Here is a 13,822-nt window from a genome sequence, read left to right as displayed (position 1 = left end):
AGGTGCAAAGGTGCAAAGGTTTTAACGTAGAGATGCACAGCAGTGCATCTTTTTTATGTTTATACAGACCTAACAGGTTTTTAAAACCTGTTAGGTCTAACAATAGTAGTCAAATTATCACATTATCAAATTGCCACATTATCTAATTCTCCTCTCAATCCTATGATAAACCGTAAACCGAATAATATCCCGATCATAAAAATCTACACCACTTGCACGTCGCTGAAAGCTTTTTAAATACCCTAATTCTAAGCCAATATTTGGATTAAAGTGATACCGTAATGCGAGGTATAATCTGTTTTGATCGAAAGTGTTTCTTTTATTGTCTTTTCCGAAATTAAACATAACTTCATCAGAAATAGTGCCTTTTAAACTGCGTTTGTCTTTTTTCCAAAGATCAAAAGTCGACTGTAATCTATACCGAAATCGGAAAGCAAAATAAAAATCATCCAGTAATTCTATTTTATTTGCTTTTTGTGTAAAGCGTTCTTCAAGCTGAAAACGGTTGTGAAAAGTTACTTTGGCAATATCATTAATAAAAGTAACATCTTGCTGAATTCGATATTCGGGAATGGAATAATCAGGATCAATTTTAGGATCTTGTGTATTCACATTAAAGTAGGCAAAACCTGCGCCTAAATCGATGTTTTTATGAACGCGATATCTTCCTTGAAATCGAAGAACAAAAAGATTTTCATGAACAGGATTCAAAAAACTGCGATTGTCAAATTCAGAATGAATTGCCCATTTTTCAGTAAGCGGGAAAATATTATAATACCTAATCCAGGTTAGGGTTTGCTGATCTGTTTTTTGTAGATTTTGTGCCGATAAAAAAGGACTTATAAAGCCGAATATGAGCAGTATTTTGACAAATTTCATTTTATCGATATAAATTCAGGATGCGAATATATACAAATCAGAAATTATCTATAGAAGTGTAAATGGATTTTTAAATTCGTTTTAGCTCTTATTTTGTGATTTCGTTGTAACCAAAAAAAACGAGATAAGTTTAATAACCTACCTCGTTTCATGTATATAAAAATTAACTAACTGCTTACAACTTATATTTCAAAGTGATTCCGTATGTTCTTTGATCACCAATTACACCCGCATATTGTCCTGTGTTTCCACCGGCAGGCAATAATTGCTCATAATAATCTTTGTTCAAAAGGTTACGTCCCCAAAAATGAATAGATAAACCTTCGGAAGCACGGAAACCTAAACGGGCATTAAAAATAGCATAACCCGGAACGATTAAATATTTTGAAGCCGAAGGGCTTGAAGAAAATTCAGAACGTGCATAAGAATCAATTGCCAAGAATATTTTTCCGGAATTTCCAAAGAATTTTGCATCATCAGAAAGTTCTCCGCCTAAAGATCCTGCCCATCTTGATACACCAGGTAAATCTGTTCCTGAAACATCTTTATAAGCTACCTGAACTCCTCCAACAGTAGTTCCGGTTTCTTCTAATGGAAGCGGTGCATTTGTAAATTTCACATAAGTACCTTCTGTATAAGTAGCCGCACCATTTATCGTTAGATTTCTGTTAACTACAAAACTTGCATCTAATTCGGCGCCTCTTACACGTACTTTATCCGCATTAGCAAGATAACCGCGGTTCACACCTAATTCTGCTGCCTGAACGTTTGTTTGGTAATCTTTAATTTCGGTATTAAAGAAGGCTAAGTTGAAAACAGAGTTTCTGAATGGAGATGTTTTTACTCCAATTTCATAATGATTTACTTTCTCTGGCTTAATTACCGCAAGATCTAATAAAGGCAGACCTTTTGCATCTGTTGGAAGCCCGGCTACGTTTACACCAACCGGTTTGTAACTTTTTGCATAAGTTGCATAAGCGTTGATTTTGTCTGAAGCTTTATAAGTCAAGGTTAAATTTCCTGAAAAGTCAGTGTTATCCGTATTTGATGTAAAAGACTGATCTGAGTAAACTGATTTTTTCAAAGCCAATAATGCCGGATCAGTAGTTTGTAGACCACCATATGTTGTACGGGCATAATCTGCATCTTTCTTGTCATAGTTATATCTTAAACCCGGTAAAATATGTAAACGGTCTGTAATTGCCCAGTCTAATTGCCCAAAAACGGCAGCACTGGACGATCTGATACTTGCATCAGTTTTGATTCCGTATCCTTCAAAAAGTCCCGGAGTTTTCCATAATGGACTGGTAGAACTTTGTGCAAATCTCCATTGTGCATCACCGGATTCTTCAGTACCATTTGTTTTTGATGTTTGGTCGATAAAAAATACACCTACAACACCGCTTATTTTAGACGAAAGCTGACCTGCGTAGCGAACTTCTTGTGTAAATTGAGTTTGTCTTGTTGGATTTTGAGATTTTGCCAATACTTGTAATCCTGTAAAATCCCTGTCATTTGATGGATCCCAATTCCAGAATCTCCAAGCTGTAGTTGAAGTAAGGGTTCCACCTCCAATTTTTGTATCAATATTCAAAGATAAACCTCCCATATCCTGATTTGAACGCCATGGAGTATCGTGATCTATTTTACGATCAAAAGCATTTAAGCTTGGTAATTGATAATTCAAATCTTTAATAATGGCATCAAATTGGCGGTAAGCGGCTCTTTTAGTTGGAGCAACTCCGGCAACTACTTGTGCATAACCGTCAGGACGCTGTGTTGTAATATCAGCCGCTAATATAATATTTGTATTTTCTGAAGGAGTATAAAGTAACTGACCTCTAATTCCCTGATTATTCAAGGTGTTTGTAGGTCTTCCTGTAGCAACATTATCAATTAAACCGTCACGTTGTGTGCCGGAAAATGACAAACGACCTGCAAGTTTTGAACTCAAAGCTCCTGTAACCGAAGCTTTGGCTTGCAAAAAGTTATAATTTCCGTAGCTTACCTCAAAGTCAGCACCAGAAGTAAAACTTGGTTTGCGAGTCGTAATGTTAAACGCTCCCGAAGTAGTGTTTTTACCAAATAATGATCCTTGTGGTCCACGTAAAACCTCGATTTGTTCTACATCAATAAAGTCTAAAGTTGTAGCAGCAGGACGAGCATAATAAACGCCGTCTACGTAGAAACCAACTCCAGGATCGATTCCGTCATTTGTAAGTCCAAATGGAGAACCAAGACCACGAATGTTGATACCGGTATTTCTGGGATTTGAAGAGTAAAGTTGTACTGATGGAACAAGTTCTTTAATACGGTTTACGTTAAAAGCTCCCGTTTGTTCTGCTTGTTTACCAGTAATAACTGATATTGCGATAGGCACATCCTGAACTTTCTCTATACGGCGTCTTGAAGAAACCACCACTTCAACAAGTGCGTTCTCTTCATTAAGAGTCACATTTAATGCAGATGTTGGAAAAGCAGTAAATTCTAGTTCCGTAGTTTTATAACCTACATATTGAACTAGGATAGTAAAAGGAAGTTTTCCTCTTGTATCAATAGTAAATTTTCCGTTTTGATCTGATGTTGTGTTAGAAGTTGTTCCTTTAATAACAATGTTAGCAGCTTCAAGTGGAATGTTTTCGCTTGTTGAAACAACACCTTCAACAGTTTGTGCAAATGAAACAGAGAAAGTTAAAACGAATAATAAAGCAAGTATATTTTTTATAGAATTTTTCATTTTTTATATTAAGTATATGTGATTAGTAGAGTTTAAATTAAAATTTTTTTTACCAACACATACACATCATAAATGAATTTTTTTTCACGCTAGTGAATTGATTTTGTTTTCTTTGCAAAAGATTTTTGGTTACACCTGATGGACTGTAATTTACTTTCATAGGTTAAAATTTTGTAAATGGTTTGTTAATTATTTTTTGCAAATATATATAAATTCTATCAATCTACTAGGGAATAGAAAATATTTTTTTATTTTTTTATAAGTGAGGCTATTGTAATGCCTTGCATCGCTTTAAGAGTTTCGTCGCGAATAAGCATTAAACCATGTCTTAGACTGCATTCTTCCTCAGTTTTGCAGTCGGAGCAAGGCTCATAAAAGTTTAAAGAAGCACATGGCAAAAGCGCAATTGCACCGTCAAATAATCGGTGAATTTCTGCAAGAGTAATTTCATTTTTAGATTTTATCAGATAATATCCACCAAATTTTCCTTGCTTGCTGCTCACAAAACGACCACGTTTTAGATCCAATAAAATTTGCTCTAAGAACTTTTTAGGAATATTGGCTCCATCAGCAATTTCTATAGTTTTAGAAATGTGATTTTCGTCTTGTTCTGCTAAATAAAGTAAGGCCTTAAGGGCGTATTTTGCTTTATGTGATAACATCTTTTGGTATTAAATTTTACAATAATCTATTAGTAACTCCTGCGCCGGTAAATAGCCAAAATTAAAAGCTTTTTTTAAATCTGAGCAATAATCTCCTTTTATTTTGAAATTAATAAAATAAAGTGCCCTGTTAAAATATCCTTCTGCCTTTTCAGGCGCCAATTTTACGGCTGTATCAAAATCTGCCAAAGCATCTTTTGAATGAAGCATTGCTTTTGAAACAGCTCTATTTTGAAAAGCATCAATCGATTTTGGGTCAATTGCGATTACTTTATCAAAGTCGGCTATTGCTTCTTTATGTAAATTTAGTTCTTTTTTTAATAATCCCCTATTTTGATAGGCTGATAAATTATCTGGCTTCAAAGCGATACTTTTAGAGTAATCATCTATTGCACCCGTACGATTGTATATTTTTCGCTCTGCAAATGCACGGTTAAAATAAGCCTTTTGCGAGTTTTTATCTAATGAAATACATTTTGAAAAATCGGCAATTGCGCTTTCATAATCCTTTAGTTTTATATTTAGATTTCCTCTGCTGAAATAAACATTAAAATCATTTGGTGTCAATGAAATCGCCTGATTATAATCTGATAATGCTTCTGCATAGTTTTCATTTAAATAATTATTATAACCTCTGTAATAATAATTTTCAGCACTTGGATCCTGAATGATAAAATTATTTAGTTCTTCAATTTGTTTACTGTTTTCAACTCTATCAGTGTCAAAAAATTCTTGTGAATAAGACGTGAAATAAGAACAAAAAATAAAGAAATAAAAACTAATTTTCATAAATGAATTTTAACTTGATACAAAAATTGAAAACTGCGACTGAAAACTAAAAAAACTACCAGCCTCCGCTAGAACCTCCACCAGAGAATCCGCCGCCGCCAAAACCTCCACCGAAGCCTCCGCCACCGCCTCCGGACGATCCTCCACCGAAACCTCCGCCAAATCCGCCTCCGCCGCTTCTTCCAAGGCTACTTAAAAGAATCACATCCATCAGGCTAGGACCTCCACCGCCATTATTGCCATTATTTCCTCCGCCGCCTTTATTTCGGGACAGCAAAATTAATACAATTACAACAATTACAATAAAAGGGAATATCGGAAAGTTTTTTCCTTGGGTTTGCTTGCGTTCGCCTTTAAATTTTCCTTTAAAGACATCTATTATAGCATCAGTTCCTTTATCTAGACCATTATAAAAACTTCCTGCTTTGAATTCGGGAATAATAATATTTCTAATTATTGTTCCACCAATTCCTGCAGTCAAACGATCTTCGACTCCATATCCTGGATTAATGGCAATTTTTTTCTCGTTTTTTGCCAACAAAATTACAACACCATTATCATCTTTTGCAGTTCCTCCAATTCCCCAGGTTTGTCCCCATTTTGTTGCCAATTGGCTAACATCTTCGCCTTTTAAGCTTTCAATGGTGATGACCACAATTTGAGTTGTAGTAGAATCTGAATAACGAATTAGTTTTTCTTCTAATTGTGCTTTTTCAGATGCACTTAAAACATTTGCATAATCGTAAACAGAAGTTTGCAGGCTTGGTTTTTCCGGAATTGTAAATTGTGCAAAAATACCATTACAGGTAAAAAACGCTAGTAGTAAAAAGGTAAACTGAAAAATTCTTTTAGAATTTGAGCTTTTATTTTTGGAATTTTTCATCATTTAACCTTTTGATATTTCGTTTGATAATTCGTTGGTATCGCCTTCAAACCAAGGGAAATTCTTTTGTAATTGTTCGCCGGCACTTAAAATACCATCAACAATTCCTTGTTTGAAATTTCCTGATTTAAATTGTGCTACCATTTTTTCTTTGGTTGAGTCCCAAAAATCGGATGTTACAACATCATTTATGCCTTTGTCCCCGCAAATTGCAAAAGTTTTATCTGCAACAGCAAAGTAAAATAAAACCCCATTTTGAAGTTGGGTTTCATCCATTTTTAAATCATAAAAAACTTCTAAAGCCCTGTCAAAAGGAACTTTAGAAGTTGTTTGTTCTATATGTACTCTAATTTCGCCAGAAGTGTTTTTTTCGGCCACGCGAATAGCTTCAACAATATCTTGTTCTTCTTCTTTGGATAAAAAATCTTCTACTTTTGACATTCGAGTTATTTTAGAGTTTGGATTTCAGATTTTAGATCGCAGAATTCATCTACAACCTAAAAATCGTTAATCAAAAATATTAAATCTTTCTTAGAATTTTACTTCAACTGGTTTATCAGCACCTGCAACAGCTTCAAAATATGGTTTTTCTTTATAATCTAAGAACCATTTATTCGGAATAGCAAGAATATAACCGTTGTAATCTTGTACCGCTTCGTTAAAACGAGTTCTGGCAGTTAGAATTTGATTTTCTGTACTAGCCAATTCATCTTGTAATTTCAAGAAATTTTCGTTTGCTTTTAATGTTGGATATTGCTCAACAGAAACTAATAATCTGGACAAAGATGAAGATACGCCACTTTGAGCCTGGTTATATTGCGCTAATTGTTCCGGAGTTACATTACTTGGATCAATTGTTACAGAAGTTGCTTTTGCACGAGCTTCGATAACAGCTGTCAAAGTTGATTTTTCAAAATCTGCTGCACCTTTTACAGTGTTAACTAAATTCCCAATAAGATCATTTCTTCTTTGGTAAGTTGTACTCACATTTCCCCATTCTTTATTAACTGCCTGATTTTTTTGCAAACCGGTATTTTTAATTCCAATTGACCAAAAAGCAATAATAACAATAAGTACTACAATAATTCCTACGGGGATTAACCATTTTTTCATATCAGTTTTGATTTAAGTTTATTTCTAATTTTTATTATAAAGTTATAATTCGTTCTTAATTTCGGTTAATTGTGTTTTTATGGTCTCTAATTTACGTATTATTTCGAATTTATCTAATGTTTTCTTCTGTCCCTCTTTCAAATGTGTTTTGGCACCTTCAAGCGTAAAACCTCTTTCTTTGACCAAATGATAGATCAATTGCAGGTTTGTAATATCGTCAGGAGTAAACATTCTGTTGCCTTTGGCATTTTTTTTAGGTTTCAAAATGTCAAATTCGCTGTCCCAAAAACGAATCAATGATGCATTGACATTAAAAGCTTTGGCTACTTCGCCAATGCTGTAATATCTTTTATCTTTTGAAAGCTCAATATGCATGATTTTTTATTTTCTTTATTTATTCCAAAAATACTACTTTTTGCAGTATTAATCTAATGACTGATTTTCCTGATTTGCCATTTGCGAAATTGCGACATATTCGACAGCTGACATATTTCCGTAATAAAAATTCAGCGGATTTACGACTTTCCCGTCTTTGTGAACTTCATAATGACAATGCGGACCTTCAGATCTTCCGGTACTTCCCACATACCCAATTACATCGCCACGTTTGACATGTTGTCCGGGTCTGCAATTGTATTTGCTTAAATGCGCATACAAACTCTCGTATCCAAAACCATGCCTGATCACAACATGATTTCCAAATCCTGACGCTGCATCATCTGCTCTTTCTATAACTCCATCGCCTGTTGCATACACGGGAGAACCTGTATTAGCGGTAAAATCCATTCCGTTATGCATTTTTCGCACTTTCGTGAAAGGATCAGTTCTATATCCAAAACCCGAAGCCATTCGCTTTAAGTTTTCATTTCGAACAGGTTGAATCGCCGGAATTGCCAGTAATAAATTTCCTTTTACACTGGCCAATTTTAAAATTTCATCCAGTGATTTCGATTGAATCGCTAATTCTTTAGACAATCTGTCAATTCGTTTTGTCGTATTTAATACTAATTGTGAATTATTATAACCTTCTAATTTTTTGTACCGATTAGGATCTCTAAAACCTGCTTTTCTAATGGAATCCGGAATTTCAGTTTTATTAAAATAAACCCGGTATATATTGTTGTCTCTATTTTCTAATGCTTCTGTTACATCGTCAATTTCGTCCATTTTTTTGTTCAAAATTGCATATTGCAGTTTCAAATTTTCAATTTCACGTGTCTGTAAACGATCTTTTGGAGTTTCAAAGTAAGGTGTGTTTATTAAAAGTATAAAAACAAAGAAACCAAACAGCGCAGACGCCACCAAAAACAGCAATGCATAACCAATTTTGATCCTTTTTCTGGTTTTTATTTTTGTATAAGCCAGATTTTCTGAGTCGTAATAATATTTTACTTTCGCCATATTTTAAAATACCCTATTTTTGTAGCTTGTAAAATAAGTTAGTCGAACAAATTTAATAAATGTTTCAGTTGTTCGAAGCTTTTTTTCAAGAATAAAAAACAATTAGATAATTAGATAACGCGGGAATTAGATAATTAATTATAAACATATTTATTACATTTTCTAATTGTCACATTTTCAACAGATACATTTTCTTAATTAAAATATGAAATCACAAGACGTACGTAAACAATTTTTAGACTTTTTTAAAAGCAACGGACACTTAATCGTTCCGTCGGCTCCTATTGTGCTTAAAGACGATCCAACCTTAATGTTTAATAACTCGGGAATGGCCCAGTTTAAAGAATATTTCTTAGGAAACGGAACACCTAAAAGCAAAAGAATAGCCGATACGCAAAAATGTCTTCGTGTTTCCGGTAAACATAATGATCTTGAAGATGTAGGTTTTGATACCTATCATCATACGATGTTCGAAATGTTGGGTAACTGGTCTTTTGGAGATTATTTCAAAAAAGAAGCGATCAACTGGGCTTGGCAGCTTTTGACAGAAGTATATAAAATTCCAAAGGAAAATCTTTATGTTTCTGTTTTTGAAGGAAGCAAAGAAGATAACGTTCCTTTTGATCAGGAAGCTTGGGATATCTGGAAAACATTAATCGATGAAGACCGAATTATTCTTGGAAATAAAAAGGATAATTTCTGGGAAATGGGAGATCAGGGACCATGTGGACCTTGTTCTGAAATTCACGTTGATTTACGTACAGAAGAAGAAAAAGCACTAGTTTCTGGTAAAAGTTTAGTAAATAATGATCATCCGCAAGTGGTAGAAATCTGGAATAATGTATTCATGGAATTCAACCGTAAAGCTGACGGATCTCTTGAAAAACTTCCGGCACAACACGTAGATACCGGAATGGGATTTGAGCGTTTGTGTATGGCTTTGCAAGGTAAAACATCAAATTATGATACCGACGTTTTTACGCCTCTTATCGAGAAGTTAGAACAAATTACAGGTTTAAAATATACATCTGATGAAGTAAAAAACATCAGCGAAGAACAAAATAAAACCAATATCGCAATTCGCGTTGTGGTTGATCACGTTCGTGCCGTTGCTTTTGCAATTGCTGACGGTCAATTGCCATCAAACACTGGTGCTGGTTATGTAATTCGTAGAATCTTGCGTCGTGCGATTCGTTACGGATTTACATTTTTAGGTACAAAAGAACCTTTCATCAATAAATTGGTAGAAGTTCTGGCAAACCAAATGGGAGAATTTTTCCCGGAAATCAAATCGCAGCAACAATTGGTTACGAATGTAATTCGCGAAGAAGAAGCTTCTTTCTTAAGAACTTTAGATCAGGGATTACAATTGTTAGATAATGTAATTGCACAAACTACAGGTTCAGAAGTTTCAGGAGCAAAAGCATTTGAATTGTATGATACTTTTGGTTTCCCGAAAGATTTAACGGCTTTGATTCTGAAAGAAAAAGGAATGTCACTTAACGAAGGAGAATTTGATGTATCAATGCAGGAACAAAAAAATCGTTCACGCGCTGCATCAGAAGTTTCAACAGAAGATTGGACAGTTTTAATTCCAGGAAACGTAGAGACATTTGTTGGTTATGACAAAGTAGAGAACGACGTAAAAATTACCAGAATTCGTAAAGTAGATTCTAAGAAAGACGGAATTCTATATCAAATCGTTTTAGATAATACACCATTCTATCCGGAAGGTGGAGGACAAGTGGGAGATAAAGGAACATTAGTTTCTGCAAACGAAACGATCGAAATCATCGATACGAAGAAAGAAAACAATTTGATTTTGCATTTTGCAAAACAATTACCTGAAAATATTGAAGCTGGTTTTACAGCAAAAGTAAATACCGATTTAAGGAGTTCAACTTCTAAAAATCACTCGGCTACGCACTTAATGCATTTGGCTTTGAGAAACCTTCTTGGAACTCACGTAGAGCAAAAAGGTTCATTGGTGAATCCGAACTATTTGCGTTTTGACTTTTCGCATTTTTCTAAAGTTTCAGAGGATGAATTACGTCAGGTTGAAGCAAGTGTAAATGCACAAATCGAAGCACAATTGCAATTGGTAGAACACAGAAATATTCCAATTAAAGAAGCATTAGACAAAGGTGCTATGGCCTTATTTGGAGAGAAATACGGAGATAATGTTCGTATGATTGAATTTGGTGACAGTAAAGAACTTTGCGGTGGAATCCACGTGAAAAATACAGCAGAAATCTGGCATTTTAAAATCATCTCTGAAGGTGCAGTAGCGGCTGGAATTCGTCGTATTGAAGCGATTACAGGAGATGCAGTAAAAAACTTCTATCAAAATCAGGAGAATACTTTATCTGAAATAAAAGAAACATTAAAAAATCCACAGGATACGATTAAAGCAGTTGTGTCATTGCAAGATGATAATGCTAAGTTGAAAAAACAAATCGAGCAATTGCTTAAAGAAAAAGTAGGTGCATTAAAAACGGAATTAGAGAAAGATTTCCAACAAGTTAACGGAGTAAATTTTCTTGCAAAACAAGTAGATTTAAGCATGGCTTCAACGAAAGATTTAGCTTCGGCTTTAGGAGCTTCAAAAGCAGATTCTTTTGTGTTTTTAGCTTCTATAGAAGATGGTTTGCCAAATATTCACTGTTATATCTCTAAAGAATTAGTTGCAAGCAAAAGCTTAAATGCAAACGCAGTAATCAAAGAATTAGGAAAATATATTGAAGGAAACGGAGGAGGACAGCCTTTCTTCGCATCCGGAAAAGGTAAAAATGCTGCAGGAATCGCGGAAGCTTTGTCTCACGCAGTTGATTTCGTGAAGTAAGTTTTTTTATATTTCGCGCAAAGACGCAGAGTCGCAAAGTTTTTATATGCTTTGCGACTTTTTTATTTAAGTAATTTAATTTTTGTAAGTTTATACTTTAATTTTTAAGTATGAACGAAAATGAACTTTCAGCTATTGTAGTTGATATCTGTTACAAAATGCATGTAAAACTTGGTCCCGGTTTGTTAGAATCGGTTTATGAAGCAATTTTATATTACGAATTAACTAAAAAAGGGCTATTTGTCGAAAGGCAAAAAACACTTCCCGTTATTTGGGATGAATTAAAACTTGATATTGGTTTTCGAACGGATCTAATTATTGAAAATAAATTAATTCTAGAAATAAAATCAATTGAAAAAATAACAGAAGTTCATGCTAAACAAATTATGACATACTTAAAAATCACAAAAATCAAATTAGGATTGCTGATAAATTTTAATGTGCCTTTAATTAAGTTTGGTATTACACGGATTGTCAATAACCTTTAGATTATACATAAAAAAATAGTGAAATAATCAAGTCAAAAACTTTGCGACTCTGCGTCTTTGCGCGATTAAATATTACTTTCTCTCCCCAATTTGCTGACGCCACATAGCGTAATACAAACCTTTTTCGAGTATTAAATCCTCATGTTTACCCGATTCAATAATTTTACCTTGTTCTAATACAAAAATTCTATCGGCATGTAGTACTGTAGATAATCGATGTGCGATTAGAACAGTAATTCGGTTTTTATCAGATATATTTCTGATTGTAGCATTGATTTCTTCTTCAGTAATTGAATCTAATGCAGAAGTTGCTTCATCAAAAATTAATAAATTCGGGTTTCTTAAAATGGCACGTGCAATAGACAAACGTTGTTTTTCACCTCCGGAAACTTTAATTCCACCTTCGCCAATTGTAGTGTTTAAACCATCTTCGGCACGTTTCAATAATTTTTCACAGCTTGCTTTTTTAAGAGCATCATATAAATCTTCATCGGTTGCATTTGGTTTTACGAACAATAAATTTTCACGGATTGTTCCAGAGAATAATTGTGCATCCTGAGTTACAAAACCTAATTGTTTTCTTAAATCCAATAAATCAATTTCCGCCGAATCAATTTCATTATAAAGAACCTGACCTTCAGCAGGTGTGTATAATCCAACCAATAATTTTACTAACGTTGTTTTTCCGGAACCGGATGGTCCAACAAATGCGACAGTCTGACCTTGTTTAATTTCAAAATTGATGTTTTCAACGGCTTTAAATTTTGCCGTTTTATGTTGAAAACTCACATTCGAAAATAACAAAGATTGAATTGCCCCAACATGTTTAGGATTCTTAGGGCGAAATTCTTTTGGAGCACTTAATAATGTTTTGAAGTTTTCCATTGAAACTTTGGTTTCATTCAAAGCAATAATGAAATTCCCTAATTCCTGTAAAGGACCAAAAATGAAGAAAGTAAAAAATACCATTGTCAATAAATCACCAACAATAATTTTTTGTCCAAACAAGAAATAATACAAAGTAAAAACAACGCAAGTTCTTAAAAAGTGAACTGTTGTTCCCTGAATAAAACTTAAACTTCTGATAAAGCGGATTTTCTCTAATTCAAGCTGAAGGATTTTAAAAGTATTTAAGTTCAGACGTTTTTCTTCCTGATACGTTAATCCAAGACTTTTTACAAGTTCAATGTTTCTTAAACTCTCGGTTGTAGATCCCGCCAAAGCGTTGGTTTGATTGACAATTTTTCGAGAAACAATTTTGATCTTTTTTCCTAAATAAGAACTGATTAAAGCAATAATAGGAGCGGTAACCAAAAATATAAGCGAAATACGATAATCAATTCGGGCAACGTAAACAATTACAAAGATGAATCCGATAATGGTTTGAAAAATCAATGAAATAGAAAGCGTAATCAATTTTTCAGAATCAGAACGTACTTTAGTCAATTTACTTAAAGTTTCGCCACTTCGTTGATCTTCAAATTCGGCGTAAGGCAAATCGAGAGATTTTTTAATTCCGTCCGTGTACATTTGTGCTCCGGTACGCTGAATAACGACATTGGTAAAGTAATCCTGGAAGTTTTTGGTAATTCTGGAAATCATCGCGGCACCAAGCGAAAGCCCAAGCCAGAAGGATAAAGATTTTATAAATCCCATTTCATTTCCGACATATTTATGCAAACCAACACCGCAATCCTGCATTAATTTACCAGTAATAATAGAGTCAGATAAGCTGAAACAAATGTTGATAGAGGCCATAATCAACGCAAAAAACAGAAGCATTTTATGTTTGATTATATAGGAATATAGTAATTTCATAAGTGAATTTAAATTTATTGGAGATGCAAAAGTAATGAATAGTTTGGCTCTGTAAAGTTGCTTTTAGTTATTAAAAATGTAATTTTTTTTCACACATGAAATTATCAATGTATTTTTTTAAGTCTTGGATGTTTTAATTTTTTTGGAAACATATTTTTTTTAAAACTGGAATAATAAAAAAATAAGAAAAAAGCTAATCATTTCTTTGTT

At 33.8% G+C, this 13,822-nt stretch carries 12 protein-coding genes; 2 read left to right on the top strand and 10 right to left on the bottom strand.

What is annotated here, in order from left to right:
* Positions 1 to 138 precede the first annotated feature (138 nt).
* From EAH81_RS16955 to EAH81_RS16915, 9 genes are all read right to left on the bottom strand, one after another.
* Positions 139 to 879, bottom strand: coding sequence for a DUF2490 domain-containing protein (locus EAH81_RS16955; protein ID WP_140509274.1), 741 nt, complete (start codon positions 877 to 879; stop codon positions 139 to 141).
* A gap of 175 nt (positions 880 to 1,054) precedes the next feature.
* The gene (locus EAH81_RS16950) at positions 1,055 to 3,616 is read right to left on the bottom strand and encodes a TonB-dependent receptor (RefSeq protein WP_140509272.1); all 2,562 of its coding nucleotides are present in this window, start codon (positions 3,614 to 3,616) and stop codon (positions 1,055 to 1,057) included.
* A gap of 248 nt (positions 3,617 to 3,864) precedes the next feature.
* Positions 3,865 to 4,278, bottom strand: a complete 414-nt coding sequence (locus EAH81_RS16945; protein ID WP_099711089.1) for an RrF2 family transcriptional regulator — start codon at positions 4,276 to 4,278, stop codon at positions 3,865 to 3,867.
* A gap of 9 nt (positions 4,279 to 4,287) precedes the next feature.
* Positions 4,288 to 5,067, bottom strand: a complete 780-nt coding sequence (locus EAH81_RS16940) for a tetratricopeptide repeat protein (protein ID WP_140509270.1) — start codon at positions 5,065 to 5,067, stop codon at positions 4,288 to 4,290.
* A 55-nt stretch (positions 5,068 to 5,122) separates the two neighbouring features.
* Positions 5,123 to 5,950: a TPM domain-containing protein gene (locus tag EAH81_RS16935; protein WP_140509267.1), complete on the bottom strand. Its 828-nt coding sequence runs from the start codon at positions 5,948 to 5,950 to the stop codon at positions 5,123 to 5,125.
* A 3-nt stretch (positions 5,951 to 5,953) separates the two neighbouring features.
* On the bottom strand, positions 5,954 to 6,391 hold the full coding sequence (locus EAH81_RS16930) for a TPM domain-containing protein (protein ID WP_140509265.1): 438 nt from the start codon (positions 6,389 to 6,391) through the stop codon (positions 5,954 to 5,956).
* Positions 6,392 to 6,481: 90 nt separating this feature from the next.
* On the bottom strand, positions 6,482 to 7,063 hold the full coding sequence (locus EAH81_RS16925; RefSeq protein WP_140509263.1) for a LemA family protein: 582 nt from the start codon (positions 7,061 to 7,063) through the stop codon (positions 6,482 to 6,484).
* Positions 7,064 to 7,105: 42 nt separating this feature from the next.
* Positions 7,106 to 7,438 carry a MerR family transcriptional regulator gene (locus EAH81_RS16920; RefSeq protein ID WP_140509261.1) on the bottom strand — a complete coding sequence of 111 codons (333 nt, stop codon included), beginning with the start codon at positions 7,436 to 7,438 and terminating at the stop codon, positions 7,106 to 7,108.
* Between the two features lie 48 nt (positions 7,439 to 7,486).
* Positions 7,487 to 8,464 carry a peptidoglycan DD-metalloendopeptidase family protein gene (locus EAH81_RS16915; protein WP_140509258.1) on the bottom strand — a complete coding sequence of 326 codons (978 nt, stop codon included), beginning with the start codon at positions 8,462 to 8,464 and terminating at the stop codon, positions 7,487 to 7,489.
* 205 nt (positions 8,465 to 8,669) lie between these two features.
* Here EAH81_RS16915 and alaS point away from each other — a divergent pair, with 205 nt between their 5' ends.
* The gene (gene alaS / locus EAH81_RS16910) at positions 8,670 to 11,306 is read left to right on the top strand and encodes an alanine--tRNA ligase (RefSeq protein WP_140509256.1); all 2,637 of its coding nucleotides are present in this window, start codon (positions 8,670 to 8,672) and stop codon (positions 11,304 to 11,306) included.
* A gap of 110 nt (positions 11,307 to 11,416) precedes the next feature.
* Positions 11,417 to 11,794 (top strand): GxxExxY protein, encoded by a 378-nt coding sequence (locus tag EAH81_RS16905; protein WP_140509254.1) that lies wholly within the window; start codon positions 11,417 to 11,419, stop codon positions 11,792 to 11,794.
* Positions 11,795 to 11,866: 72 nt separating this feature from the next.
* Here EAH81_RS16905 and EAH81_RS16900 read toward each other — a convergent pair whose 3' ends face one another.
* Positions 11,867 to 13,612 carry an ABC transporter ATP-binding protein gene (locus EAH81_RS16900; protein WP_140509252.1) on the bottom strand — a complete coding sequence of 582 codons (1,746 nt, stop codon included), beginning with the start codon at positions 13,610 to 13,612 and terminating at the stop codon, positions 11,867 to 11,869.
* Positions 13,613 to 13,822 lie beyond the last annotated feature (210 nt).

Source organism: Flavobacterium pectinovorum (assembly GCF_006438875.1).
GTDB classification, from domain to species: Bacteria; Bacteroidota; Bacteroidia; order Flavobacteriales; family Flavobacteriaceae; genus Flavobacterium; species Flavobacterium pectinovorum_A.
This window is presented reverse-complemented; position numbering and strand designations above follow the sequence as displayed.